The sequence below is a fragment of the Calothrix sp. NIES-2100 genome (assembly GCF_963875285.1).
Taxonomy (GTDB): Bacteria; Cyanobacteriota; Cyanobacteriia; order Cyanobacteriales; family Nostocaceae; genus Aulosira.
Genome location: NZ_CAWNLA010000001.1, coordinates 4,934,754 through 4,960,805 on the forward strand (window position 1 = coordinate 4,934,754; position 26,052 = coordinate 4,960,805).

Sequence of the window (26,052 nt, forward strand, 5' to 3'; positions counted from 1 at the left end):
GATTATCACGCTCAATCTGATCTTGCTTGCGGTTATCAGGACTATGGTGAACTCAATAACTTCCAAGGGGGGAACGGTTCAACTCATCCTTGTAAAATTTCCAATTGGGCAGAAATTTATTCATCAAAGCCACGAAGCGATCGCCATGATGACGTTCTAACAGATGTACCATTTCATGAACTACAACGTATTCTAGGCAGTGCTTGTCTTTTTTGGCTAGTTCCAGGTTGAGCCAGATGCGTTTGGCTTGGATGTTGCAGGTTCCCCATTTGGTTTTCATCAGTTTTACCCCCCAGTCCTCAACCTGAACTCCCATGTTCTTTTGCCATTTGGCGATTAATGAGGGAATATCTTGTTTTAACTGCTGTCGATACCAGGACATCATTACTTGTTGGCGTTGCGCTTCATCACTTCCTGGCTTGACATAAAGGTCAATATATGCATTATTTCTAATTTCTACTTTGGGAGATCCCTGGTAATAGATGACATTTAGTAAATAGCGTTTACCTTGGAAGTAATGGCTTTCACCAGATACAAATTCTCTTGGTGACTGGCGTTCTTGTGTTTCAAAATTAGCTTGATGCTTTTTAATCCAAGCTAGTTTGGAGATGGCGAATAAACGCACAGCTTCGTCATCCAGGTGTAAGGGTGTGGCGATACGTACTCGACCATCAGGGGGATAAACTGCCAAGTGCAGGTTTTTAATGTCTTTTCTGGCAACGTCTATGACGAGTTCACCAACTGTAATTTGATGCATCCTAATACTCGCTTTGGCTTTTGACTATTTCAAAAATGCGTTCTACATCTTCTAGAGAATCTAGATGTTGTTTAATGACATTTTTCACTTCGCGTTCTTTGATTATGCTTCCTCGCCAACTATCTTTTTTGGTTTTACGAATCGCTTCATCTATCGCTAGAGCTAATACTTCGTCTTGATTAAGGTTGTCGTATAAAGCTATTTTGGCAGGAGAGTTCAATGATTGAGGATACTCTGAGGAACTGCTGGGTTGAGCAACTTGTTTACTTAACTCAACAATTTTCTGCAAGTAAGCTTGATATTCTTGGGATGCTGTTTTTCTGGCTTGAATCAATTCGTCCAGCAATGTGGACATTTTCTCAAAATATTTCGGGTTGGTTGGTTGTTGGTCAATGATAACTTTGCGTAAGTTGTTTTCAATGGTTTCCGCTACTGCTGTTTTGTTCTGCTTGATGCCTTGGGGTAATGCGTTAACAGCATCAGCACCCCTTTTGACTATCAACTCAACCAGTGTCATGTCGTCAAAGGTAGCAATAGTTTCGCTTTCTTCTGCACCAATGTAGTTATCTATTAAGTGGCGCATAGCGGGTTCATAGGCTTTTAAATCAATATAATCTCCACTGGCAAGTTTTACCTCAGCACGTACCTGTTCGTAATGCTTAACTTCTTGTTTAATAGTGTCGATTTCTGCTGTGCTGTACCCAGCTTGTACCATGTCATTAGAAAGGTTGGCATAGGCTCGAACTAAAGCGGATGTGTATTTATACAGGGCAACACGCTTTTGCTGGTTGTCTTGAACGCTGTCTGGTTTGTTATTATCCCCGCAGAAATAGCGGATATAGGCAGGAGTATCTTGAGGTGGCTCTACAGGTTCGCAAAGGGCTTTAATAGCTTCTCTAGTCTCTTCTAGGCGTTCTCTGCCTTTTTCTAATCTGTCACTCAATAAGCCATCAACGTCGTCTACGTCATAATCTTCAAAAGCTTCTGAGGTATAGTCCTTAACTGATTTTTCTAAGCTTTTAAATAGGTCTTTGTAGTCGATAATATAGCCATATTCTTTATCTTCCCCATCTAAGCGATTGACACGACAAACTGCTTGAAACAGTCCATGATCACGCATGGTTTTATCAATGTAGAGATAGGTAGCAGGAGGAGCATCAAAGCCTGTTAGAAGTTTGTCAACTACTATCAGTAGCTTCATTTGGGCAGGTGATTTGATAAATTTCTCTTTAACTTCCTCCTCAAATTTCTCTGGGCTTTTCCCATTCAGCATTTTTTTATAAATTTCGTATTGCTGGAGCTTTTGAGTGCGTTCATCGTTTCCGGTGCTTTCGCCTTTAATGCTTTTCTCTGAGGCATCATAAGAGGTGATAATGGCGCATTTTGTAAAGTCTGCTGCTTGAAATAACTCATAATATTTACAAGCTTCGTAAATGCTACCTGCTACGAGAATGGCGTTACCCCGTCCACTTTGTAGTCTGTCTTTGGTTTCAAAATCTAGGATAATATCGCCGACAATTTTACTCAGGCGTGATTTAGAACTGAGGACTCTTTGCATAGTTCCCCAGCGTTGCTTAAGTAGGGTTTTCGCTTGTTCAGTTAAGCCTCTGGTTTTGGCTTCAAACCATTGGTCAATTTTGGTTTGAGAGGTAACATTTTGTTCTACTTTACGAGCTTCGTAGCGTAAATCTAGAACAACTTTATCTGTCACAGCTTCGTCAAATTTGTATGTGTGAATGTACTCCCCAAATATTTCTAGGCTATTCCGTTCATCTTTTTTGAGTATGGGTGTACCAGTAAAGCCAATGAACAAGGCATGAGGCAAAATTTCCTTCATGGCTTTGTGCAATTTACCTGTCTGGGAGTGGGTGCGATGACACTCATCAACAAAGACATAAATATCGCCTTTGACTTGGAAGTTCTGGGGTAAACTGCTCTTGAGTTGGGCTATGTAGTTGTCGTAACCACGTTGTTCTGCATTACTGTCTTTTCTGCCAAATTTATGGATTAAGGAGCAAAGTAACCAAGGGGTAGTATTATTCAGTTGGGTAATTAAGTCTTGACCACTTTTTGTGCGATAGATGTTTTCGTTAACACCTAAAAACACCCCTTCAATTTGCTCGTCTAGTTCTTCCCTATCTGTCATAATTAACACACGAGCATTAGGGTTATATTCCCGAATCCATTTGGTAAGCCAAACCATAGTTAAGCTTTTACCACTGCCTTGGGTATGCCAGATAATGCCCCCTTCCTTACGGGAAAGATAAACTTGGGCTGCTTTGACACCAAAATACTGATTATGTCGGCAGAGTTTTTTCACACCACAGTCAAAGACAACAAAATTGTGGATAACTTCGAGAAAGCGGGTTTTGTCGCAGAGTTGAAGTAGATGTCTATCTAAACGATTCTCGATGTCGCTGTAGGTGTCTTCTTTCCAGGTAAGGTAATATTTTTCTGCGGTTTCGATAGTACCATAGCGAAGTCCTTCGGTGTCATTACCTGCCATGACTAACTGCATGATGTTAAAAAAGGACTTGATAAATATAGAATTTTGATTATCGAGGTTTTGGCGGATACCTTCGGAGACGGAGACGGTGCTGCGTTTAAGTTCCAGAACACCAAGGGCGATGCCATTGATGTATATAACTATATCTGGGCGTTTGGTGTTTTCGCCTTTAACGGTGACTTCTTCGGCGATCGCAAAATCATTTTCTAGGGGTTCTTCCCAGTCAATCAGCCAAACGGTTTGGGTGTTCTCGCCAACTTCTTCTTTGACTTTGACCCCATAGCGCAGGAGGCTATAAACTTGTTTGTTGATGTCATAAAGGCTTTTACTTTGATCGCCTGCGACTTTGTTGAGTTCATACAAGGCTTTGGTGATCAGGCTGTTGCTGTAGCCTTGTTTGTCGCGTAGGAAGGCGGTGAGGATTTCCGTTTCGATGTTGCTGTTGTTAGGTCGGTCGTGCCAATCACCCAGATAGCGATATTTTAATTGTTGCTGAAATAGTTGCACAATGCGGTTTTGGGTTTGGCGTTCGCGTTGTCCGACCTGGCTCATAGCAACCCTCTTACTGCGATAATCACGGATTTACTCAGCTTTAAAGATGACACTGTTAATCAAACTATGTCATCTTTATTTGTGTCATCCGTGAATTTTCTGTCTAGCTTAATGTTTGTAACCAGGAAGTACCCGTGAGATTGGTATCGACTGTGGCTAAGGTCAACTGGTGGTGAACTGCTGTAGCGGCAATAAAGCGATCGCCTGGATCTTGATGTGGTAGCTGAATCTGACGGCTTAAAATAGCGATGTGGCGGTTAAGTGGAGCTTCATGAATTTCTAGAGTATTTAAGGCTAAATCGATCCATGCAACTGGATTAGGCTGTAAAGATATTCGTCCTTTTTCTGCTAAAAGTAGCGTTTCCCAGATACTAATTGGACTGAGCCAAAGTTCGGTTGTTGCTGCTGCAATAGTGGTTTGAAGTTGAGGAGATAGGCGTTCGTTACCAAGCAAATACCAAAGCCAGATGTGGGTATCAAGTAACAACTTCACTGGAGTGCTTCCCATGTGGTAGCAGGGATTACTGGAGCAATCACGTCTCCCAATATTTCGCCGCTACCCTTCATTACTCCAAATGCTGGGCGCTGGAGTTGAGGGGTGGCAGGATAGATAATGACTAAGGGTTCTCCCTCATGGGTGACGGTTACGGGTGTTTTGGTGCGTTGTATTTCTGCAAATATTTGTTGCAGGGTTTCAGGTAGTTCGCTGGTAGCAATGTGTTCCATAATCTGGTTTAGCTCTTATTCTTGCTTCTATTCTAGAGATTGGCGGTTGAAAACTCTAACGTTGATCAAGAACTGCTAATTAGTCTCGTTTTTCCGGTGAGAAGTTCTTGCATCATGCCCTGTTTTATGGCTTTGTATTTATCGCGCTTTTGTTCTAAGGCTGTGATTTCTGTATCCATGTCGCTGAGGATTTGGGCGATCGCTTTTTGTTCGGTAAGAGGAGGAATTGGGATGCGAATAGATTTGATTATTTCTCCATTCAAATTTTCTTGATTACCATTGTTGCTCAGTTTTCTGATTTCATCGTACTTGTGAGACAAATAGAAAAATACATATTTATTAGAAGTAAGTTGATAAAGCCTGATGGATGCACAAGCCTGATTTGTTGTAGCTTTAATTCCTAGTATTGCTACTTTTCCTCTAGTTTTACCTTGCCCATACATCGCCATGAGCAGAGTACCCTCGTCATATATTTTTGCAGATGAATTATTTAAGCCTATTTCTGTAATAAACTCGTCTGGAGAAGTTATGGTGTTGAAGTCAATTTGAGATGTTGTAATCCAAGGAATATTCCCATTCCAGTATGATGGATTATTTCTATTCGGAGTTCCTCCGGAACTGACTAAACTCATCTCACCTAACTGCTTCACCTCCCACTCACCGCTAAAACCGGGCAGGCGTTTTTGAGCAGTGAGGAGTTGCTGCATCGTGCCTTGCTTGGTGTTGCGCTTTTTGGTGATGATGCGATCGCACTCTGTAATCAGGGCATCAACATCACTGAGGGATTGGGCGATCGCTTTTTGTTCTTTGAGAGTGGGAGGAATAACACACGGAATTTGGAGCAAAGCATTTTTTGTTAACTTATATCTTCCCGCTCCCTGCCGTGTTAAATATGGAGTGAGTTCTCTGTGGCAAAAGTAATAATAGAACCACTGAGTCAGGTTTTTAGTTCCTTTAACTAAGTGAGCGTGATTATTAACATTAAATTTTCCTTTTACCAATAATGTCATTGATAATTCACGCCACTTTAGAAAGTGGTCTCCATCTTCCCCAATTAAAGCATACTCTCCTTCAACCCTATATTCATCAATATAGCCTTGGATTTTTGTCGGACCATAGTATGGATAGTCTCCAAACTTTTTCTTTCTAACTTCTTCACTAATTGGGTAACGCAGGTTGTTAAAAACCTCAAAACATTGACCAACTAATTGAACTTCCCAATCATTAGGAATAACCCCTAACTCGGTCTGTTTATAACCTTCTGGTATTTCTGTCTCTCTCACCACACCAACCCCATTCTCTGCAAATGCCCCTCAACCTTAGCTGTCAACTCATCAACCTTACTCGTCAACTGCGGCAGAGGCGTATCATACCGTTCCGCCAACTCCTGAATTCGCTGTGTCAACCGTTGCGAAATCCGATCCATCTCTGAAGCGATCGCCTGTTGCAACGTCGGCATCCACTTGTCATCTACCACCAGCGTTTTTATCTCGTCCTCGGTTAAATCCCCGTATTTTGTTAACACATAATTATCCAAAAATTGAGTCAATACTTTAATTTGTTTACTAATTTCCGCCTCTTGCTCAATCAGCTTTAAATAAGCCTTTAACACCTTTAACTCATCCGCAAAGGTGGCATCATTTTTAATTGCCTTGATGCGATCGCTCACATTCGCTTTGGTAATTTTCCCACTGTCATTAGTAACTTCTTCCAGCAAACCCTCCTCACCGCCATGTTCTTCTTGCAGTTCCTCCTGCTGGCGGACAATTTCATCTTTTTTCGTTTCCAATTCTTGAATCGCCGCCTGTTCAGCTTGAAAATAGCGGTTAATCATCAACTCCTTGGGAATCAGTTCGCAGACATAATCTGTTACTACACCTTTCTTATTCGTCACCGCTTTCAGTTCTGCCTTCCAGCCATCCTCAACCAAAATATAAACATCGTCCTTCATGCTTTCCACCCAATAGGTCATTAGGTGCTGGTAAACATCGTACTTATCAATCAGACTTTTACCCGTAAACCCTTGCAGCAAGTCTTCCGAAAGCGCGTGAATAATCGCCTTGGGCTTATCTCCCGGCTGGATGGCTTTCAGCAAAGGCGTGTGTTTTTCTTGCCACGTTTCAAAAACCGCTTGGATGTTTTTCCCATAGCTGATAAATTCAGGATGAGCAAAAATACAAGCTTTGACTTCTGCTCCTGGAATTTTAAGCATCAGGTATCCTGGGCGATCCGCCGCCTCAAATAATTCCTGTTGCAGCGTCGGGTAAACCTGCCAGTAATCGCTCAAAGCCTCAATATCTCGCTTGGGTATCCCCCCCAAAAGATGCGCCTCAATATCCTGAATATCTTCCTCTTCCTGACTGTCGATATAGCGGGGGATATTCAGGTTGTACTCATTCCCTTCAATTTCCTCAACTGGAACCATCCGCGAATACTTCGCCACCTCAAGCTGTTTGTTGAAGACATCAACAATCTTATGAATGTCCTGCTCCCGCAGACGGTTTTTATTGCCGTCTTTAACAAACCCCTTGCTGGCATCAATCATAAAAATGCCTTGGCGATTCTCGGCATCTTCCTTATCTAACACAATAATACAGGCAGGAATCCCCGTCCCATAAAACAGGTTCGGCGGTAGCCCAATAATCCCCTTGATAATGCCCTTGCAAATCAGATTTTTCCGAATTTCCGCCTCCGCATTCCCCCGAAACAGCACCCCATGCGGCAGAATAATCGCCCCTTTGCCATTACTTTTCAGGGAGCGCACCATGTGCAGCAAAAAGGCATAGTCCCCATTTTTAGCTGGAGGAATGCCAAAGCCATCAAACCGTTGAAACTCATCCTTGGCTGGATTAAGTCCATTACTCCAAGCTTTTGAGGAAAACGGAGGATTAGCCACAGCAAAATCAAAAGTTTTCAGGCTACCATCCGCATCTTTGAAATAAGGACTTGATAAAGTATTATCCTGCCAAATCTCAGCAGTAGGGTGTCCGTGCAGGATCATGTTCATCCGAGCCAAGGCGCGGGTAGCGTTGTCCATCTCCTGCCCGTAGATAGTTAAGCCCCGTTCCGCTTCATCCGCCGACTTTAACAACAGAGAACCACTACCACAAGTCGGATCGTAAATCGTCTGACTCTGGCTTTGGGCTGAATTAACCCCAATAACTTGAGAGATGACACGGGACACTTCCGCCGGAGTATAAAATTGACCCTTGCTTTTACCCGATTGCGTGGCAAAGTTCCGCATCAGGTACTCATAGGCATCGCCTAAAATATCATCACCATCGGCGCGGTTTTTACTAAAATTCAAAGCAGGGGTTTCAAAAATCGCCACCAAGTTGGAAAGCCTATCCTGCATTTCCTTACCCTTACCTAACTTGTCAGCATCATTAAAATCAGCTACATCAATAACACCCTTTAAATCATTGGCTTCGGCTAAATTGGCGATAATTTTGTTTATACCATCCCCGATATCTTTCTGTCCTTTAAGCGCCACAATATCCTGAAAGCCTCCCCCTTCAGGCACTTCAATCAGCGCATCCGCGACACCCGCATATTTATCAGATACATATTTAACAAATAATAATACCAGTACATAATCCTTATACTGCGAGGCATCCATACCACCCCGCAGTTCATCACAGCTTTTCCATAACGAACTATAAAGTTCACTTTTCTTAATTGCCATTTTGTGTAGCCTTTAAAAGACCTCCCCAAATCAACTTTGCCAGACGTTCTCAAGCCCGTCTGACACTTTGCCTTGAAGTTTTGACATCTTGCAAAGAACCAATAACATACCACGCCCAAGGACTTAGCTCATGTAGTGGCTGAGGATATATCGTATACCAGGAATGCTCAAATTGGCGTAAATGCAACGGCTACATATTATTGCGGCGGATTTTGCTTCTCTCGCTCTTCAACTGCCTTACTCACAATCCGCACAACAAGATTACTGATGGGACGGTCTTCTTCTTGCGCCCATCTCACCAAAGCATCGTGGATATCTTTGGGGAAATATATCGAAGTTTGTACGCGATCGCTTTGGCTCATTAATCTTTAAAACATTTATCGCCAGTTCATCATAACCCCACTACCTTGTTACAAGGCTAAATAATGTTTAACAATGTTCAGCAATGTTCCATGATACACTTAAACATTGCTGAACATTAAATTAAGGTTCAACAATGTTAAATCTGTATATCTCGAAAGTCCAAGCTATGCGCCACTTAAGTAATATTTGCTACTTAGCTTGTAGGGATTTTGGGCAACGTCCCTCATCTGCAAAGTTGCCAGCAGATTTTGCAGATATTGCCACAGCGCCGAAATTTTTAGATTGCGATCGCGTCAAATGCGATCGTGCTGACAAAGGCTAATAAGCAATCAAGTTCTCACTACACGAGCTAAGAAATTATTTATTTTATGGAGAAATGGAGCTAAGCGGAGTCGAACCGCTGACTTCTTCAATGCCATTGAAGCGCTCTACCAACTGAGCTATAACCCCTTGCGATGCATTATCTATTATGCCTGAACAGATAAACTTTGTCAATTATTAATATATGATTAATGTAAAGCATGATTGCTGCTACTCAGATACAAGCACTCACTACTTGATTAAGATACTTGCAGCAAGTAGGTCATACAGTGCCCCATGAGGAAGTAAACTACTAACATCGCTGCTGCCGCGAGGGCAACTAATGTACCAGCCAACATTAAGGAAAATTCCTTATGCTCAAAGGCTTTCTCCATCAGGTGCAGTGACCAAGCCACTAGGGCGACATCAAACAATAGAATAGGAATCAACATATTTCTTAATATTTATTCATACTAGTTAATTCATATTAACACTGTTTTGGGGAAGCGTCTCTGACCTGGGATAGATGTGGATATAAGGATAAATCATGATTTAATTAAGCATTCTTACTGGAACAGAGCGATCGCGTAAATAATTTTTGATTTGTTCGACGCTTAATTGCCCAAAGTGTAAAAGTGATGCGAGTAATGCCGCTTCAGCTTTCCCCTGTGTGAGTGCAGCGTGGATATGTTCGCAATTGCCAGCGCCACCAGAAGCAATCACGGGAATTTGTACAGCATGAGCGATAGATTTTGTCAATTCCAGATCGTAACCGGCTTGAGTACCATCAGCATCCATACTTGTCACCAGTAGTTCTCCAGCTCCACGCTTTTCGACTTCTTGTGCCCAAAGTAAGGCATCTTTCCCGGTATTTTCTCTACCACCGCGCACATACACATCCCAACCTGGATTTTCTGGGTCAATTCTGCGTCTGGCATCAATAGCAACAACTATGCATTGATTACCAAAGCGATCGCTTGCCCGATTAATTAAGTCTGGGTCACGTACTGCCGCAGAATTAATACTAACCTTGTCTGCCCCAGCTCGTAACAAACCTTTAACATTTTCTAAGGTTTGAATTCCACCGCCCACAGTCAGTGGAATAAAGACCTGTTCAGCAGTCCGGTAAACTACATCAATAATCGTGTCTCGGTCTTCATGAGTCGCCGTAATATCCAGAAACACTAACTCATCAGCACCGGCATCATTGTAAACCTTTGCCAGTTCTACCGGATCGCCGGCATCTTTGAGGTCAACAAAGTTAACTCCTTTGACAACCCGTCCCGCCTTAACATCCAAGCAAGGTAAGATTCTTTTAGATAACATAATATTTTTTTAACTCCTGGGTAATTGTCCGGAATTTAAATTTTAAATGGGCGTGCGTATTCTGTTGCGAAAATCTTTGTATGCCTAGTTTTGTAGCCGACATGGCACTCACACAGTCCTCAAGTTAAGGTTGATAGCTGAATTATGGCGATTATCTCCTCGAAAAAACAGCCTCAAGAACCCAATGGACAACCACAAAAGCAGCATCAGGATTCGGTAAAAGCTTCTTGTGATCAAGAACTTTTGCAGGCCGAGGCGGCGATAGATGAACAAGGTAAGCAGGAAGAAAGTATTCGTCCGCACCGATTTGCCGATTACATTGGGCAGAAAGACTTAAAAGATGTGCTAGATATTGCCATCAAAGCTGCTAAGTCCAGAAGTGAAGTGCTGGATCATTTGCTACTATACGGGCCGCCGGGATTGGGTAAAACCACAATGGCAATGATTTTAGCATCAGAAATGGGGGTAAACTACAAAATTACGAGTGCGCCAGCACTAGAACGTCCACGGGATATTGTAGGGCTATTGGTGAACTTAAAACCAGGGGATATTCTGTTTGTCGATGAAATTCATCGACTTTCGCGGATGACAGAAGAAATTCTCTATCCGGCGATGGAAGATTATCGCTTAGATATTACCATTGGCAAAGGCTCCAGCGCTCGCATCCGCAGTTTACCTCTGTCAAAATTTACCCTAGTGGGAGCCACAACTCGTGTCGGTGCTTTAACTTCACCACTACGCGATCGCTTTGGCTTAGTTCAAAAACTGCGATTTTATGAAGTTGATGAACTCAGTAAGATTGTACTGAGAACTGCCCAATTACTCCAAACCCCAATTACAGAAAATGGGGCGACAGAAATTGCTAAGCGATCGCGGGGAACGCCACGAATAGCAAATAGGCTACTCAAGCGAGTACGTGATTATGCGGAAGTAAAAAACTCAGGCGAGATTAATGAAGGTGTTGCGGGCGAAGCATTGCAACTATTCCAAGTTGACCCCTGTGGATTAGATTGGACAGACCGCAAAATGTTGAGTGTAATAATTGAACAATTTAATGGTGGGCCAGTAGGATTAGAAACAATTGCCGCCGCCACAGGGGAAGATACCCAAACAATTGAAGAAGTCTACGAACCTTATTTGATGCAGATTGGCTATCTCAGCCGCACTCCCCGTGGGAGAACAGCCACAACCGCAGCATACAAACATTTAGGCTTTAAGCCACCTAACGAACAGATGTCTTTGCTGTGATGATTTTGAATAGGAGTTAGGGCATGGGGCATTGGGCATTGGGCATTGGGCATTGGGAAGAAAACTCCCCACACTCCCCACACTCCCCACACTCCCTCATTCCCCTAGCCCCTAGCCCCTAACCCCTAATCCCCATTCCCGATTACAGATAGAAACAGATAAAGCCAGATGATTCAGTTAATTAGTATTTTTCTCAGTTTGTTGCTTGTGTTTGGCTTTTGTACACCAGTCATGGCATTATCTCAACCTCCTAGTGTGACTCAAGAGCAGTTACAAAAAGGAGATGAGTTGGCGAATAAAGCTTTTGCGGCGACTAATCAGGGTGATTTTGTCACAGCTGAAAGTTACTGGACAGAGATAATTGAAGAATTTCCCACCAATGCAGGTGCATGGAGTAATCGCGGAAATTCGCGGGTGAGTCAGAACAAGTTACAAGCAGCATTGACAGATTACAACAAAGCTATAGAATTAGCCCCAAATGTTACCGATCCTTATTTGAATCGGGGTACAGCGTTGGAAGGTTTGGGTAAATGGTCAGAGGCGATCGCAGATTATAATCATGTCCTAGAACTAGATCCCAAGGATGCGATGGCATATAACAATCGCGGTAATGCCAAAGCGGGTTTAGGAAAATGGTCAGATGCGATCGCTGACTATAAAAAATCCTTTGAAATCGCCCCCAATTTCGCCTTTGCTCGCGCTAACTATGCCTTAGCGCTTTATGAAACTGGACAAATCGAGCCAGCTATTCGGGAAATGCGAAATATTGTCCGTAAATATCCTAAGTTTGCTGATATGCGTGCTGCTTTAACCGCTGCTTATTGGGTAACAGGACAACAAGGCGAAGCCGAAAGTAATTGGGTAGCAGCCGTCGGACTGGATAACCGCTACAAGGATATCAACTGGGTAACAAATATTCGCCGCTGGCCGCCTAGCATGGTAACTGCCTTAGATAAGTTCTTAAAACTTCAGTAGGGTATTGGCTATGACTCATTTTGGCATTCTTAGTCCAGGTGCAGCAACAGGCCCACTAAACACGATGCTTCCCTTGGGGCAAGAACTTCAACGGCGTGGTCATCGCGTCACTCTCTTCGGAAATCTTGACACTCAATCCAAAGTATTAGCAGCTGGAATAGAATTCTCGCCAATCGGAGAACAAGATTTTCTAGTCGGCTCATCAGCAGCAGCTTTGGCCAAATTAGGTCAACTGCGGGGACTAGCTGCATTGCAATATACTATTGAGTTGATTAAACAAATCTCGGCTGTGACGCTTCGAGATGCTCCAGCAGCAATGAAAGCAGCAGGTGTAGAAGCCTTACTAGTTAACCAAAGTTCAATAGAGGGAGGAACAATTGCTGATTTTCTGGGTATTCCTTTCGTCACTGTATGCAGTGCTGTAGTATTTAATCGAGAGCCTACAATTCCTCCTTTTTGTACAACTTGGAAATATAGCCCAGCTTTGTGGGCACGTTTACGTAATCAAGCGGGTTATACCTTACTTCATCGCATTACTAAACCAATCACACAATTGATAGATGAGTATCGCCAAGAATGGAAATTACCGCTGTACTCTCAAAATAATTATGGCTACTCTCAATTAGCTCAAATAAGTAATGCACCTGCTGAGTTTGAATATCCTAGGCAGGAATTGCCTCCTTGGTTCCATTTCACAGGAAGCTTCCATACTTCAGCCAATCGGGCACTTGTTTCTTTCCCCTATGAGAAATTGAACGATAAACCCTTAATTTACGCTTCGATGGGAACATTGCAAAATCGTCTGACTTGGGTTTTTGAAACTATTGCTTCAGCTTGTGAAGGATTAGATGCCCAGTTAGTGATTTCTTTGGGAGGTTCTGCTAAACCCGAATCATTGCCAAATTTACCAGGAAATCCTTTAGTAGTTGAATACGCACCTCAATTGGAAGTCCTAGAAAAAGCAACCCTCATGATTACTCATGCGGGAATGAATACAACAATGGAATGCGTGAAAAAGGGAGTACCAATGGTAGCAATTCCTGTTGCTAACGATCAGCCAGGAGTAGCAGCACGTATCGCTTGGACAGGGGCGGGTGAATTTATCCCTCTCAATAAATTGAATGTTCCCAGGTTACGAGATGCTGTAAAGCAGGTATTAACGCAAGAATCTTATAAACAGAATGCGCTAAGCTTACAAGAAGCTACTCACCGTGCTGGAGGCGTAAGTCGAGCCGCTGATATTATTGAGCAAGTTGTTGCTACAGGCAAACCTGTTTTGGCTCAAACACAGCAATGAAGATAAAATTGGTAGATACTTCCCCAGCAATCGCATTCTACAACTCGTCAAACTGAACTAGAGCTAGTCTGGAGGATGGGCTGATTTTGAGAACGTTTTCCCTTAGCTATCATCTTTACTCCTCCTGCTGGGCTAAACAATAAACTAAAATCTTAGAATACGTATCGAGGTAATCAGCTTAATAATTCCTGAATCTTTATTGGGTTCAATTCTTGTACATTACTCAACACTACCGCTGCCCCTGCTTTTTTGAGTGTTTGGGCATAAGCATCACGGCGCGCTGCTGTTTCTTGGACATGAGGTGGTAAAACACCTACACCAATCCAAGTGCGGTGCGGTTGCAAATTTCGTGCTTTCTCAACTGTGTACATATCAGCCACCGTATCTCCCACATAAAATACGGTCGGTAAGTTCTCACAATTATTTTCTAAAATTTGCACAGTCGCAAATAGTCCTGTGGGATCTGGTTTACCTGGTGCATCTTCCATCGCAATTAACACAGGGGATTTGAGTCCGAGGCGTTTTTCTAAAATATAGTTAGCAGAACCACGAGTTGCACCGCTGAAAAATCCCCAAGCAATACTAGCTTGTGTTAGTTGTTTTAAGTATATAGGTTGTAATAATAAAGGTTCATCACAAATATACCCAGTGAAATTGTTGGGATCTGTACCTCGGTAACGGGATTGAAAAAAAGCAACAATCGTGTTGTAGTCAAGTTGTATTTGGGCGCGGGACTGTCCTTGAGATTGAAAGTAACGGTAAATTAATTCTTGAGAAGCTTCCCAATCGTTATTCCACACACCTTCGGATTTTAACTGGTCAATGTCTAATGGTGTCGGACGATAAGCTTGATTGGTAAAATACTCAACAGTGTCTGAGATCGCTCGCCGATAGGAACCACTAACATCACGAATCACGCCGTCAATATCAAAAACTGCGATCGCGCGTGGTGAATTTTGTTTTGTCATACAACTGTTTAGCCATCTGCTAAGGTATTAAGTTAGAATAAGCGATCGCGAAGTTAGTAATGCTTGGATATTCCCGGAGGTTTGATTGACCAAGTTTATTTTGAAAATTCTTTGGTTGGATGAAAACGTTGCTCTTGCTGTCGATCAAGTTGTCGGTAAAGGTACAAGTCCTTTAACCAAGTACTTTTTCTGGCCGAGAAATGATGCTTGGGAAGAGTTAAAGAAGGAATTAGAGTCTAAACACTGGATTAGCGATTTGGATCGGGTTGAGTTACTCAATAAAGCCACAGAAGTGATTAACTACTGGCAAGAGGAAGGCAGAAACCGTCCAATGGCAGAAGCACAATTGAAATTTCCCGAAGTCGCCTTTACAGGTAGCGCTTGAAATTTCTCCCTTAGTCTCCCTGTTTTACAAGTTGCCACAATTTGATAGTCTTGTCCCTGCTGCCACTAGCAATCAGTTGTGCATCAGGGCTGACAGCAACGGTAGATACAGAGTCTGTATGCCCAGTGAGAGTGGCAATTTCTTCTGCTGTACTCACCCGCCACAGTTTCACAGTGCGATCGCGACTGGCACTAATCAACATTGTGCCATCAGCCGTGAAAGTCACTGCGACAACTGACCAAGAATGGCCTGAAAGTGTGGTAATTACCTGACCAGTGTTTACCTCCCATAATTTAATCGTGTTATCGTCGCTACCCGTAGCCAAAATTTTGCCATCGGGACTAAACGCGACTGTTAAAACCGCCCATGCATGACCTGAAAGGATTCCTAATAAGGTGCAATCTGGGCGGTTTTTAAATTCTGTTTTTTCTGTTTCTGTTTTAACTTCATCATTAAGTATTTTCCACAAGCGAATTGTGCGATCGCAACTAGCGCTGGCTAAGATCCCCCCAACCCCCCTTTCTAAGGGGGGCGAAGGGGGGATCGGGCTAAATGCTACGGAATTCACTTGTAATTTGTGTCCGCTGAGGGTAGAAATTTCCTTACCAGTATTCACATCCCAGAGTTTGACTGTTTTATCCCAGCTAGCACTAGCAATAATCTGTCCATCGGGACTGAAAGCTACTGATTTGACAGCGTGTGAATGTCCCACTAAGGTGCAAATTTCTAGGAATTGATGAATATCCCATAATTTAATTGTGCGATCATCGCTAGCTGATGCCAAAATTTTGCCATCAGGACTGAAAACTACTGATTTTACGGCTTGGGAATGTCCTGATAAGGTAGTTAAGACTTTTTGGGTATTTAAATCCCACAATCTGATAATTTTATCGTCACCACTGGCGAGAGTGAGCTTATCAGGACTGAAGCTAACACAGTTTATCCCAGTAGATACACTGGGAATAGGATTAAATGTATGTATGCATTGCCACTTATTGGCGGGTAATGCAGATACAGGCTGATGAGGTATATCAGTAATTCCCATTGCTAGCATAACTTCATCAGCTGATTGAAAGCGATCGCTGATGGACTTTGATAGAAGTTTATTGAGGATTTGTGTCAGGCGTAGACGCGTTGGCGAAGCCTCTCGAAGAGAAGCGTCTTGTCGCCAGACATCGCTTACCTTGGTGCTAAGATATTCTTGCCAAACCCAACAATCATTGGCAACATCATATAAATCAAAGGGCGGAATCTGAGTTAGTAAGTGAATGCAAATGACACCTAAACTGTAAAGGTCGCTGGCAAAAACGGCTTTTCCTCTTACTTGTTCTGGTGAAATATATTCAGGGCTACCAATGCAATCTTTACCAAGAAACTGGTCAATCTCACTGAAAATTTGAGCCGCAGCAAAATCAACTAAGACAAATTCTCCAGCGGCTCTGCGAATAATATTTTCAGGTTTAATATCACAGTGGATAATCTTGCGGTCATGAATAAATTTGAGAACTGGTAATAAATTTGCTAAAAGTTGCCAAATTTGATTTTCACTGAAAGCACCTTCTGCTTCTAGAAGCGTAGCTAAATTAGTACCTGCGATAAAATCCTGTACAAAGTAGCAATATTGTTCATCTTGAAAGTGTGCTAATAAAGCAGGAATTTGCGGATGTTGACCTAGTAGCTTTAACTGTTGTGCTGTTTGGGAAAAATTTTCTGGTGTTTGATTGCGCCGTGAAAATTGTTGCACAACACAAGGAACTGGGGGATATTGATTTTCATCTACAGCGAGGTAAGTTTTGCAGAATCCCCCTTTACCAATTAGCTGGAGTAAACGATAACGATTTTGTATCAGCAAAGTTTTCCTACCAGAGTTATCAGCTAGATTAGAGCTAATATAAATCTATAGTAGTGTATGTCATGAATTTTGATGATTTTGTCCTCAGCACTTGGTGGTTTAAAATCTAAGAATCAAGTTATCTGATGGCAATTTTTGTAGAGTCGGCACTGTTGGCATTTGATTCAAACCTTGATTCTGACGTTGTCTACATTGCCCTAACTACGGTGATTGAAAATGGTGCAAGTCCAGCCCAACAAACAAAAGAGAACTGAATTATGGTGACCACAGCGACACCCGCAGAAACCAGAGTCTTACTTGAGAACATCAGCTGGCAGACATTTAAAACTATGTTAGCTGAAATGGGTACAGAACGCAAAAATCGAATTGCTTATGACAATGGAATAATAGAAATTATGACTCCACTCATGCCGCACGAAAACTCAAATCGCCTAATTGAGGTTTTTGTTGGTGTACTTTGTGAAGAATTGGGATTTGAGATTAAACGATCTGGGTCTCTCACATTAATTAGGGATGATTTAGAACGTGGGGGAGAACCAGATAGCAGCTACTACATTCAAAACGAATTTTTGCTAAGAAATAAAGAAAATATAGATTTAGCATCCGATCCACCTCCAGATCTGGTGTTAGAGGTGGAATATTCCAAACCAAAAATAGATAAGTTGCAATTGTATGCAGCGATGGGAATTCCCGAATTTTGGCGATACAACGGGACTGTGTTACGAATTTATAGGCTAGAAAATCGACAATATATAGAAGTTGAAGTTAGTCCTACTTTTATACCTATAACTGTGAGAGAAATACCTCGGTTTATTCAAGAAAGTAAACAGAATGGAGAAATCGCTACAACCCGTGCTTTTCGCACTTGGGTTAGGGGACAAATTTCTGATTTAGTAGAGGATTAGAGAAAACCCCAATTTAGGAACCCCACACAAGATTGAAGGAATACGTCGTTATACTATTCAACGTTTTCCCTATTTGATTTTTTATACCGAGCTTGAAGAAGTGATTTGGGTAATTGCCATCGCTCATAGTAAGCGCAAACCTAATTATTGGAAACAAAGAAATATTGAAAGTCCGTAAACTCTCGCTATCTTCTCAGTACTGCGATCGCACCAAAAATATTCTCTATCAAAATGCGATTACTTTTATATTGTGCTGGCGATCGCACTAACAAAATCTTCTCTAAAAAATGAGATCGCCTACTACTATATCATATTTAGGCATAATAATATTACTAACAGAGCGAACGCTTGACTTTTAAGACAGTCGCTACTATTTTTGACTTTAAGCAGAACGCCAATTTTCAATTTGCAAACTGGGCACTCTTTGAAATTCTCGAATATTAGATGTGACAAGAATATGATTGTGAGTTAGTGCTGTTGATGCAATCAGTACATCATAAGCACCGATAGGAGTACCTGCTGTTTTGAGGATGCTTCTAATTTTGGCAGCTTGTTCAGCTTCTGCTACTCCGAAAGATACAATTGTGATTGTACTTAATAATGTTTCAATCAATGGTTGAATTTTGATGGCGCGTTGGGGATTGATTGCTAATCCATACTTTACTTCCATAACTGTTAAGGATGACATAAAAATATCACTGGGAGTGCTAGACTTTAATCGCTTGATAGTAAGTTCTTCCCCCTTGACAAAATCACTAATTACACAGGTATCGAGTAAATATCCCATCATTAAAACTCTATTTCGTTAGGTGGTAACAGTTCATCTCGGTAGGACTCAAAAGTGATACTTTCTGCTACACCTTCATGTTGCATAATAATTTCTGGCCAAATGGTGGGTTTTGTTTCTAAGAAAGTGACAAAGACTTTGCTTTCAGTAATACCTTGGGGTGTTTCAGATAGTTCGATTTTGCCGTTTTTATAAATTCCTTCAATTGTTTTTAGCATTTTTGTTTACCTCCCGTCTCAATTATAGTATTTGCGATCTCCTAATCTTACCGTTACTTTAACATCAGGAATTTGAATTAGGAAATATAAGAGCGCTTGACTTTTAAGACAGTCGCTACATTACTAAATTGCGATCGCACCAATAAAATCTTCTCTACAAAAATGCTATTACTTTTATATTGTGCTGGCGATCGCACCAAAAATATTCTCTATCAAAATGCGATCGCTTTTATATTGTGCTAGTGATCGCATCAAGATATTATTTTAAATAAATTCATTATTTTAGTCTACTATAAATAATCTCATAAGCCTGCAAAGTTCTATTGACATTCCTGTCATACATCGCATAAGGTATAAAAGTCAAAACGAAGAACAGCGAGATTACTAATCCTAATATAATAATAATCACACCAATAAAATTACTAAAAGATTGCCCTACTAAATTCCTAAAAAACTCCCCATATATAAACATATTTCCTACAAGGATATAAAATAATAACTGGACGCAAGAGAAACTAAAAACCAGAGAAACACATACAAAATACTCCCAATATAAGCGACATCCACGAAGAGGTATTCCTAAACGAATTGCTAATGGAAGATATCCTTGGTGCATAGATGTATGGAAATATAGGTTTTTTCCACTTAACCAACCTTTTTTATCCCTATACCAGCCGATTTGACTGCCAAACTTGATATTTTCTTTAATGGATGGAGCTGCGGTAATATTTTCCAAAATATTTTTTTGAACACTAAAGCCAAATTTACCATTGCTGTATTTAACCCAAAGTTGGTCTATAGTATGAAGGTCAGTACTGGGAAAATTTTTAATAGATTCAATATCCATCCAGCCTTCATTTTTTCTGCCAGATGCTTCAAGCATTACAGCTAAAGTTTCCTTATCTGCTTCTTTCCACTCGCCAATTTTGAGTAAATTTGCTAGTCTACGGTAATCTACATTTTTGTCAGAACTTAAATCATCTGGGAGTAGAGGAGGAGGAGGTGGTGGTGGTGGTGGTTTTGGAACTGACAGTAAATCAAGCCATTCTTGCATTGTTTGTGAACGGTTTTCTGCTTCCAATTCTATCCCTTTGAGTATCGCCTGATTAACCCTAATACTAATATTAGGATTAATACTTTTTGGCTCTTCCAATACTACACCGCTAGCTCTAGTTATAGCTGGATGTGGCAATCTATTTGTTACCAAAAAATATAACGTTGCTGCTAAAGCATAAACGTCTGTATATGCACCACGTTTTGCCACGGTTTTATATTGCTCAATGGGTGCAAAACAGTGAGATAAATTCGCAGTATGTAGCTTTGTGACATTGGGTGTAAACTCTCGTGCAATACCAAAGTCAATTAATACAGCTTCTGGCTTACCAGCACGGACAATAATATTCGCAGGTTTTACATCGCGATGCAACAACCCGCTATTGTGAACTACGGTTAATGCTTCCCCAATTTGCTGAATATATCCTACCGCTTCAACTTCCGATAAAACACCTCTATTCACAACCCTATCTGCAAGGTGTTCACCCTCAATATATTCCATTGCCATGCACCAAAGGTGCTTTTCTTGGAATACTTCTTTAACCTTGACAATATGGGGATGGTTGCATTTTGCCAATTTTACGGCTTCGTTGAGAAAATCTTGCTGAAGTTTGGCAAAATCTGGACGACGTTGCACTCTTTCATTCAAAGTCTTGATGACAATTTGTCGGTTATTTTCATCTCTGGCTAAATAAGTAATGCCAAAACCACCTTGAGCAATATCTCTTTCAATGGTGTATTTGCCATTCTGTAACTGATGTCCGCTAGTCCAAGTTGTGACAACTTCATCAGCAAGCAATTCCAACCATTCCTGCATAGTTTGGGGACGGTTTTCTGGTTCTAATTCCATCCCGGTGAGGATTGCTTGATTGATGCGATCGCTCATACTAGAAATATGCTCTTGTGGCGAAACTAACGCCATACCATACAGCCTGCGATTAAGAGAAGCTTCTGGTAGTTCACCTGTTACCGCATAGTAAAGCGAAGCTGCTAGGGAGTAGATATCAAGGGATGGTTTTCTATCTCCCCGCATTTGTTCATAGGGTGCAAACGCTGGATTAGCAAAAACCTTGAAACTAACAGTTTTGGGGATAGTTTCACCAGCAATGCCAAAGTCGATTAAAACAGCTTTACCATCTTGCTGCACCATAATATTACCAGGATGGGCATCTCGATGTACCAATCCTGCTTGGTGGACAACTTTCAATGCTTCACCAATTTGAGTAATATATTTCACAGCTTCTTCTGTGGGTAATGCTCCGCTTTTTTGAATCAGGTTAAATAAACTATCTCCCTGGACAAAATCCATTACCAAGCAGTAAGTACCACCCTCGTGAAATAAATCTCTGACACGGACAATATTTGGATGCTGGCTTTCGGAAAGTTTTTCTAGTCGCTGTCCTTCTTCTCGAAAGCGCTTGATAAATTTAGGATATTCTGGGTCATACTTCAAGCTTTCATTTGGGGTTTTGATCACCACAAAAGTATTAAGCATTGTATGGTGTGCTTTGTAGGTGATACCAAATCCACCTTGCCCAAGCACCTGTTCGATAACGTACTTGCCAGCTTGTAGTTGCTGTCCAGATGCCCAAACCATCGGTTTTTGACTAAGCGACGTTGAGTATCATTGTTGCAGAAATTTCGCGATCGCACAATTTTACTTAGAAAAAGTCAATATTTGCACCAGAAACTCACATTTTTTCTGTATTAAGCAGATCTAGCCCTTATTTTGAAGACTCAAATCAAAACAAGGAACTGAAAATAATCTGCCAGTTGCGTAAGTCCTGAATCAAAATTGTCTCACCATACCCTACTGATATCACATCTGGATAATATGCAAAAATAGTTATCAGTAACTTGGGGTTTTTACTTATGGTATTGAATCCAGGGCAACAGTTATTTGGCGGACGTTACATAATTGAAAGAAAACTGGGTGAAGGTGGAGTTGGTATAACTTACCTCGTAAAAAATCGAAGTGGCGAATTGCGAGTCATCAAAACCCTGCGTGAAAAAATACTAAATGACCCCGCTTGGATACCATATCAAGATCAACTCAAGCAAAACTTTAAAGATGAAGCATTCCAGCTAGCTTTATGTCGCCATCCCCATATTGTCGAAGTTGAAAATGTTTTTTATGAAGATGATTTACCCTTCATTGCAATGGAGTACATCAGAGGCGAAGCTTTAAAAAGCTGGATAACTTTGCCAGAAAACGAAGCACTACTCTACATTCGACAAATTGGCGATGCTTTGACTTTGATGCATGAAAGAGGATTACTGCATCGGGATGTCAAGCCGAGTAACATCATAATTCGTCAGGGCAAAAAAGCAGCGGTGCTGATCGATTTCGGTCTAGCAAGACAAATTATTCTCGACAAAATCCAAAAAGACATAGCAACTAGTAGCGATAGTTATGTACCCCCAACAGCAACTAGTAGCGATATTTACGCACCGCCAGAACATTACATACCCGATGCCGAACTGGGGGAATATATTGATGTTTATGCTTTAGCAGCAACACTATATACTTGGCTAACTGGAAATTTACCGTTTTCGGCATCATATAGATCTGAGAATAATATATCTTTAAAATCACCGCAAGAGATAAATCCCAATGTAAGCGACAGCGTCAATAATGGGATTATGCGGGGGATGGCATTAAATTACAAGTTTCGTCCTCAGTCGGTGCAGGAATGGTTAGAATTAGTCGATCCAAAACTAGAAATTCAAAGTTTGAAATCGGCTGTGGGTATAGACTACACAAAGTTGCGTGACTTACTCGTTGATGGGAAGTGGGAACAAGCAAATCAGGAAACAATCGACCGAGTTGCACAAACTTTAGTTGGGGGAACTTATTTTTCTATTCCCTGTGAAGATATAAATATCATTGACAAGCTATGGGTTAAATACAGCAGTGGGCGTTTTGGATTTTCTGTACAAAAGCGAATTTATCATAGTTTAGGTGGAACTAAAGAATGCTATTATTTTGACGATGAATATTTAGAGCATATAGGTTGGCAAAAAGACGGTAGTTTGCAACTCTGTTTTGACATCACAGCACCAGTAGCCCACCTTCCTTGTTATACCCTCCACTGGTATGGAACTTCGCTTCATCCCTGGTATGATATTTCATTTCTCAGTAAAATATTTACTCGCCTTGATAATTGTCCTCTTCCGATTCACAAATCACATCAAGTTGCATCTGTTGATATCAAACTAACTTTGCCAACAGGATTAGAATATACCAGATTAATTACTTTACTAGTAAGTCAAGATTGGCAAGCCGCTGATTTAGAAACTCAAAAACTGATGTTTGGCTCAAGTTTGGGATTAATGGATATGGGAGGTAACGCTTATCAACAAATGCAAAAATTCTCCAGCGAACATCTCCAAATTTTAGACCGACTCTGGGTTAAATACAGTAATGGACGTTATGGATTCAGCGTCCAACGAGATATTTGGTCAAGAGTAAATGGTCATGTTGGTGATTTTGCTCGCGCTATTGGATGGGTTAGTAATGATATGTATCGTGGAGATACTGCCATTTTTTATGAGGATGTAAATTTTAGCCTTGCAGCACCAATAGGACATCTCCCTTGCTTTATGGGAAATTTCTACGAAAGTGGAGATACTCAATTTATAGGACACAGCAAAACCTACATTTTTTTAGTAGATTTCGGTACTAACAATGGTATCTTTGAAAATTTGACATCACACGGTCATCGCTCTAATCCTCTATTATCACAAAAGGAAAGAATGGAATATGTCAGCAATCATGAAGGAAATTATGATGAAAAACTGTTGTATTTAGATGTATTTTTTAAATTGCTCAAATAAGTGTTTTATTAAGATTAATTCCTCTGCAACTTTAGGGTGAAATTAATTCAAACAATTGTTTGTAGCATTGTTGTTTAACTTTTATGTCAATTGTAGTATTTCCTCACCTCTCAAGCCAATCATTCTAGGGCGATCGCCGATTGAAAAAGTATTCAATTTTTATCAGATCCCCGACTTCTTTAAGAAGTCGGGGATCTGAGCTTGATGTTATTTATCTACAGGAAAATCCACAACTATTGGCGGAATCGTGCTTTGTCCGTTTGATTGAGTTTTGACAATTGGTTGCGGATGCAATGGAGTTGGTAAAGCTTCACCTTGCTTGGCATTTTGATTCCACAAAATCATTGATAGTAAACCATCAACTAAACCGTTGGTGCTGCCATTGCTACCACCAACTAGGATATCTGGAATTAGGCGGACATTGCGATCGCCGATAATTTGCATCAACTGCATGGCTGTATAACCTTGTGGCCCCAAGGCTTCCACACCAGTGCGGTAGGTTTCAGCTTTGGCATTACCTGTAGCCCGGATACCTTCGGCTTCAGCCATTGCTTTGAGTTTTGTCCCCTCAGCTTCACCATTCGCCTGCTTAATTTGGGCTTGCGCTTTCAAGTCGGCAATATGGACACTCTGCTCTGATTTCACCATTTCTTGTTGGATATCAGCCAGTGCTGTTTCCCGCACAAGTTGTTGGCGTTGGGTTTGGGCTGCTTGTTGCACTTCGTAAGTCTTGCGTTGTTCTTCAGCAATTTTCCGGTCTGTCTGGGTTTGCATTAGAGTTGCCGGTGGCTGAATATCACCAATTAAGGTGTCTATTGCTTGCACATCATAAGCCCGGATTGCTACTTTAATATACTCGGCAGCTTCGGCTTGGCGCTCACTTCTAGCAGTGAGAAAGTCTAAAACTGTACAGTTTTGGGCGGAGTTACGGAAGTAATTACCGATAGTTGGTTCTAATACATGGTCTACTAAATTTTGCATGGAACCAACGCGGGAAATTACCTTCGGCGCATCCAAAGCACCGACGTGGATAATTTGCGCTACTTCTAAATCGAAGGCAAACCCATCACGCGATCGCACTGTCAGAGAGGCTAGTTTAGCATCATAGCTGTGGCGTTCGGTACGACCTGACCAGTTTAAAACAATGTTGGTCGTTGGCACCAATTCAATCTTCATGATGCGGGAATTTAGCGGGTGCTTACCAGGATAAAGTGGTTCAACCCACACACCTTTATGTCCCTGATTCACTAAGTTACCGTGGGTAAAGGCTGCACCGCTGACATCTACTTGGGCTTTACCTACGAAAGAAATTACCACGCCCACATAACCAATAGGAATTTCGGTCATTGGTACTTGTTCAACCTGAACAAACCAAGGATTTAAGTTCCAAGAACCAGAAAGCAATATTTGCTCTTGCAAGCCTCTGCGTCCACCTGCATCAATGAATTTCTGCCCGTTTTGGAAGTTGTCGTGTCCTGCAAATGTCGGGCCTGCTATTTCACCACCAGGAATTGGCAGACCATCTAGGGTAGTCACAATGCCAACTTTATCAGATGGTAGGCTATATACTCGCAACTGTTCTGGATTCATGCCATGAGCAGTGGCATTTGATGCCATAATCACTTTAAACAGGGCGGTGTTGATACGGTAAGTACCAGCCGTCAAAAAGCCCATTTGCCGACCTTTTTCCCCACCGTGGGTGAGGAATTTCCTAGCATCTTGGAAGTTATCGCAATCGACAATTTTACCAAGGATGCGTTCTGGCGGGTTGGATGCACCATCTGCTGCGACAATCAAGGCGATTTCACCTTGAGGTACAACTACCACCGACTCTTTACGCACAGAGTATTGCCAAGGCCATTTGCCCCAATGCCAACCAGGAGGTAGGGTATCTGCTTGCAAACCTGCTTCGCCATTAAGCGCAATTAACTGTCCTGCGGGGAGTCCACGCCCGGAGAAGGTAAATTTTCTGACGACAATACCAACTTCCCGTTCGCCAATCACCACTAAACCGCCAAAGAACAAGGGGACAAATACAACCACACCGCCCAAAAGAATAATTGGGATTAGTCCCCCAGGTATTAATTGCATTGCCTGGTATTGAGTATTACTGGTTGGTAACTGGGCAATTACAGGTTGTGGCTGTGGAGGTTGGACTGAGACTGAGGCGATATCGTTTGTTTTAAGCGTTTTTACTGTTGTTGCATTAGCTAAGTTGGTATAACTAACACTGCCAGCTATTGCTAATGACGCAGCTAGAGATCCGGCAATTCTACCAAAGGAAGATTTAAACCTGTTCATAATGTGTGCCC

The 26,052-nt window shown here is 41.6% G+C and carries 24 protein-coding genes and 1 tRNA gene; 9 read left to right on the forward strand and 16 right to left on the reverse strand.

Going from position 1 to position 26,052, the window contains the following annotated elements; genetic code table 11:
* Positions 1-52 precede the first annotated feature (52 nt).
* From AACU32_RS20330 to AACU32_RS20360, 7 genes are all read right to left on the reverse strand, one after another.
* A complete protein-coding gene (locus AACU32_RS20330; protein WP_096602709.1) occupies positions 53-757 on the reverse strand; it encodes a M48 family metallopeptidase in 705 nt (234 codons plus the stop codon).
* A gap of 1 nt (position 758) precedes the next feature.
* Positions 759-3,815: a type I restriction endonuclease subunit R gene (locus AACU32_RS20335; protein WP_096602711.1), complete on the reverse strand. Its 3,057-nt coding sequence runs from the start codon at positions 3,813-3,815 to the stop codon at positions 759-761.
* Positions 3,816-3,918: 103 nt separating this feature from the next.
* A complete protein-coding gene (locus AACU32_RS20340) occupies positions 3,919-4,308 on the reverse strand; it encodes a PIN domain-containing protein (protein ID WP_096608088.1) in 390 nt (129 codons plus the stop codon).
* A complete protein-coding gene (locus tag AACU32_RS20345) occupies positions 4,305-4,541 on the reverse strand; it encodes a prevent-host-death family protein (protein WP_096602713.1) in 237 nt (78 codons plus the stop codon). Before AACU32_RS20345 ends, AACU32_RS20340 begins: the two co-directional genes overlap by 4 nt.
* A 65-nt stretch (positions 4,542-4,606) precedes the next feature.
* Positions 4,607-5,824, reverse strand: coding sequence for a restriction endonuclease subunit S (locus tag AACU32_RS20350; RefSeq protein ID WP_339378122.1), 1,218 nt, complete (start codon positions 5,822-5,824; stop codon positions 4,607-4,609).
* Positions 5,821-8,226 carry a type I restriction-modification system subunit M gene (locus AACU32_RS20355; protein ID WP_096602717.1) on the reverse strand — a complete coding sequence of 802 codons (2,406 nt, stop codon included), beginning with the start codon at positions 8,224-8,226 and terminating at the stop codon, positions 5,821-5,823. The genes AACU32_RS20350 and AACU32_RS20355 overlap by 4 nt, the downstream gene beginning before the upstream one ends.
* Positions 8,227-8,423: 197 nt before the next feature.
* Complete coding sequence (locus AACU32_RS20360) at positions 8,424-8,588, reverse strand: ribbon-helix-helix domain-containing protein (protein WP_010996845.1); 165 nt, start codon at positions 8,586-8,588, stop codon at positions 8,424-8,426.
* 134 nt (positions 8,589-8,722) lie between these two features.
* Here AACU32_RS20360 and AACU32_RS20365 point away from each other — a divergent pair, with 134 nt between their 5' ends.
* Entirely contained in the window at positions 8,723-8,911 is a 189-nt protein-coding gene (locus AACU32_RS20365) for a hypothetical protein (protein ID WP_096602719.1), read from the forward strand.
* 55 nt (positions 8,912-8,966) lie between these two features.
* On the opposite strand, the gene AACU32_RS20370 is transcribed toward AACU32_RS20365, so the two are convergent.
* The 3 genes from AACU32_RS20370 to hisF all read right to left on the reverse strand — a co-directional run bounded on the left by AACU32_RS20370 (position 8,967) and on the right by hisF (position 10,215).
* Positions 8,967-9,039, reverse strand: a tRNA-Ala gene (locus AACU32_RS20370).
* A gap of 110 nt (positions 9,040-9,149) precedes the next feature.
* Complete coding sequence (locus AACU32_RS20375; RefSeq protein ID WP_096602721.1) at positions 9,150-9,341, reverse strand: hypothetical protein; 192 nt, start codon at positions 9,339-9,341, stop codon at positions 9,150-9,152.
* Positions 9,342-9,441: 100 nt separating this feature from the next.
* Positions 9,442-10,215 (reverse strand): imidazole glycerol phosphate synthase subunit HisF, encoded by a 774-nt coding sequence (gene hisF, locus AACU32_RS20380; protein ID WP_096602723.1) that lies wholly within the window; start codon positions 10,213-10,215, stop codon positions 9,442-9,444.
* Between the two features lie 144 nt (positions 10,216-10,359).
* Between hisF and ruvB the strand changes: the two genes are divergently transcribed.
* The 3 genes from ruvB to AACU32_RS20395 all read left to right on the forward strand — a co-directional run bounded on the left by ruvB (position 10,360) and on the right by AACU32_RS20395 (position 13,735).
* Positions 10,360-11,463, forward strand: a complete 1,104-nt coding sequence (gene ruvB, locus AACU32_RS20385; protein ID WP_096602725.1) for a Holliday junction branch migration DNA helicase RuvB — start codon at positions 10,360-10,362, stop codon at positions 11,461-11,463.
* 168 nt (positions 11,464-11,631) lie between these two features.
* The gene (locus tag AACU32_RS20390) at positions 11,632-12,438 is read left to right on the forward strand and encodes a tetratricopeptide repeat protein (protein WP_096602727.1); all 807 of its coding nucleotides are present in this window, start codon (positions 11,632-11,634) and stop codon (positions 12,436-12,438) included.
* Positions 12,439-12,448: 10 nt separating this feature from the next.
* On the forward strand, positions 12,449-13,735 hold the full coding sequence (locus AACU32_RS20395) for a glycosyltransferase (RefSeq protein WP_096602729.1): 1,287 nt from the start codon (positions 12,449-12,451) through the stop codon (positions 13,733-13,735).
* Positions 13,736-13,908: 173 nt separating this feature from the next.
* Here the strand turns inward: AACU32_RS20395 and AACU32_RS20400 are convergent, their stop codons facing one another.
* The gene (locus tag AACU32_RS20400) at positions 13,909-14,703 is read right to left on the reverse strand and encodes a TIGR01548 family HAD-type hydrolase (protein ID WP_096602731.1); all 795 of its coding nucleotides are present in this window, start codon (positions 14,701-14,703) and stop codon (positions 13,909-13,911) included.
* 85 nt (positions 14,704-14,788) lie between these two features.
* Here AACU32_RS20400 and AACU32_RS20405 point away from each other — a divergent pair, with 85 nt between their 5' ends.
* Positions 14,789-15,088: a 30S ribosomal protein PSRP-3 gene (locus AACU32_RS20405; protein WP_045870192.1), complete on the forward strand. Its 300-nt coding sequence runs from the start codon at positions 14,789-14,791 to the stop codon at positions 15,086-15,088.
* A 10-nt stretch (positions 15,089-15,098) separates the two neighbouring features.
* Here AACU32_RS20405 and AACU32_RS20410 read toward each other — a convergent pair whose 3' ends face one another.
* The gene (locus AACU32_RS20410) at positions 15,099-16,940 is read right to left on the reverse strand and encodes a serine/threonine-protein kinase (RefSeq protein ID WP_096602733.1); all 1,842 of its coding nucleotides are present in this window, start codon (positions 16,938-16,940) and stop codon (positions 15,099-15,101) included.
* Positions 16,941-17,197: 257 nt separating this feature from the next.
* Between AACU32_RS20410 and AACU32_RS20415 the strand changes: the two genes are divergently transcribed.
* Positions 17,198-17,845 carry a Uma2 family endonuclease gene (locus tag AACU32_RS20415; protein ID WP_096602735.1) on the forward strand — a complete coding sequence of 216 codons (648 nt, stop codon included), beginning with the start codon at positions 17,198-17,200 and terminating at the stop codon, positions 17,843-17,845.
* 55 nt (positions 17,846-17,900) lie between these two features.
* Positions 17,901-18,023, forward strand: a complete 123-nt coding sequence (locus AACU32_RS20420; RefSeq protein ID WP_339378699.1) for a hypothetical protein — start codon at positions 17,901-17,903, stop codon at positions 18,021-18,023.
* Between the two features lie 204 nt (positions 18,024-18,227).
* On the opposite strand, the gene AACU32_RS20425 is transcribed toward AACU32_RS20420, so the two are convergent.
* Together AACU32_RS20425 and AACU32_RS20430 are read right to left on the reverse strand one after the other, a co-directional pair.
* Positions 18,228-18,635: a type II toxin-antitoxin system VapC family toxin gene (locus AACU32_RS20425; protein WP_339378123.1), complete on the reverse strand. Its 408-nt coding sequence runs from the start codon at positions 18,633-18,635 to the stop codon at positions 18,228-18,230.
* Positions 18,635-18,850 carry a hypothetical protein gene (locus AACU32_RS20430; protein ID WP_096602739.1) on the reverse strand — a complete coding sequence of 72 codons (216 nt, stop codon included), beginning with the start codon at positions 18,848-18,850 and terminating at the stop codon, positions 18,635-18,637. Before AACU32_RS20430 ends, AACU32_RS20425 begins: the two co-directional genes overlap by 1 nt.
* A gap of 96 nt (positions 18,851-18,946) precedes the next feature.
* On the opposite strand from AACU32_RS20430, the gene AACU32_RS20435 reads away from it, so the two are divergent.
* Positions 18,947-19,093 carry a hypothetical protein gene (locus AACU32_RS20435; protein ID WP_339378124.1) on the forward strand — a complete coding sequence of 49 codons (147 nt, stop codon included), beginning with the start codon at positions 18,947-18,949 and terminating at the stop codon, positions 19,091-19,093.
* Between the two features lie 34 nt (positions 19,094-19,127).
* Here the strand turns inward: AACU32_RS20435 and AACU32_RS20440 are convergent, their stop codons facing one another.
* On the reverse strand, positions 19,128-21,500 hold the full coding sequence (locus tag AACU32_RS20440) for a serine/threonine-protein kinase (protein WP_339378125.1): 2,373 nt from the start codon (positions 21,498-21,500) through the stop codon (positions 19,128-19,130).
* A gap of 275 nt (positions 21,501-21,775) precedes the next feature.
* Between AACU32_RS20440 and AACU32_RS20445 the strand changes: the two genes are divergently transcribed.
* Positions 21,776-23,740: a serine/threonine-protein kinase gene (locus AACU32_RS20445; RefSeq protein WP_096602741.1), complete on the forward strand. Its 1,965-nt coding sequence runs from the start codon at positions 21,776-21,778 to the stop codon at positions 23,738-23,740.
* Between the two features lie 207 nt (positions 23,741-23,947).
* Here the strand turns inward: AACU32_RS20445 and AACU32_RS20450 are convergent, their stop codons facing one another.
* Positions 23,948-26,041 (reverse strand): flotillin family protein, encoded by a 2,094-nt coding sequence (locus AACU32_RS20450; RefSeq protein WP_096602743.1) that lies wholly within the window; start codon positions 26,039-26,041, stop codon positions 23,948-23,950.
* Between the last annotated feature and the right edge of the window lie 11 nt (positions 26,042-26,052).

Excerpts from the sequence above, each read along its gene's own strand:
- AACU32_RS20330 (WP_096602709.1), bottom strand. The coding sequence starts at position 757 with ATGCATCAAATTACAGTTGGTGAACTCGTCATAGACGTTGCCAGAAAA.
- AACU32_RS20335 (WP_096602711.1), bottom strand. The coding sequence starts at position 3,815 with ATGAGCCAGGTCGGACAACGCGAACGCCAAACCCAAAACCGCATTGTG.
- AACU32_RS20345 (WP_096602713.1), bottom strand. The coding sequence starts at position 4,541 with ATGGAACACATTGCTACCAGCGAACTACCTGAAACCCTGCAACAAATA.
- AACU32_RS20355 (WP_096602717.1), bottom strand. The coding sequence starts at position 8,226 with ATGGCAATTAAGAAAAGTGAACTTTATAGTTCGTTATGGAAAAGCTGT.
- AACU32_RS20360 (WP_010996845.1), bottom strand. The coding sequence starts at position 8,588 with ATGAGCCAAAGCGATCGCGTACAAACTTCGATATATTTCCCCAAAGAT.
- AACU32_RS20365 (WP_096602719.1), top strand. The coding sequence starts at position 8,723 with ATGTTAAATCTGTATATCTCGAAAGTCCAAGCTATGCGCCACTTAAGT.
- AACU32_RS20375 (WP_096602721.1), bottom strand. The coding sequence starts at position 9,341 with ATGTTGATTCCTATTCTATTGTTTGATGTCGCCCTAGTGGCTTGGTCA.
- hisF (WP_096602723.1), bottom strand. The coding sequence starts at position 10,215 with ATGTTATCTAAAAGAATCTTACCTTGCTTGGATGTTAAGGCGGGACGG.
- ruvB (WP_096602725.1), top strand. The coding sequence starts at position 10,360 with ATGGCGATTATCTCCTCGAAAAAACAGCCTCAAGAACCCAATGGACAA.
- AACU32_RS20390 (WP_096602727.1), top strand. The coding sequence starts at position 11,632 with ATGATTCAGTTAATTAGTATTTTTCTCAGTTTGTTGCTTGTGTTTGGC.
- AACU32_RS20395 (WP_096602729.1), top strand. The coding sequence starts at position 12,449 with ATGACTCATTTTGGCATTCTTAGTCCAGGTGCAGCAACAGGCCCACTA.
- AACU32_RS20400 (WP_096602731.1), bottom strand. The coding sequence starts at position 14,703 with ATGACAAAACAAAATTCACCACGCGCGATCGCAGTTTTTGATATTGAC.
- AACU32_RS20415 (WP_096602735.1), top strand. The coding sequence starts at position 17,198 with ATGGTGACCACAGCGACACCCGCAGAAACCAGAGTCTTACTTGAGAAC.
- AACU32_RS20425 (WP_339378123.1), bottom strand. The coding sequence starts at position 18,635 with ATGATGGGATATTTACTCGATACCTGTGTAATTAGTGATTTTGTCAAG.
- AACU32_RS20430 (WP_096602739.1), bottom strand. The coding sequence starts at position 18,850 with ATGCTAAAAACAATTGAAGGAATTTATAAAAACGGCAAAATCGAACTA.
- AACU32_RS20440 (WP_339378125.1), bottom strand. The coding sequence starts at position 21,500 with ATGGTTTGGGCATCTGGACAGCAACTACAAGCTGGCAAGTACGTTATC.
- AACU32_RS20445 (WP_096602741.1), top strand. The coding sequence starts at position 21,776 with ATGGTATTGAATCCAGGGCAACAGTTATTTGGCGGACGTTACATAATT.
- AACU32_RS20450 (WP_096602743.1), bottom strand. The coding sequence starts at position 26,041 with ATGAACAGGTTTAAATCTTCCTTTGGTAGAATTGCCGGATCTCTAGCT.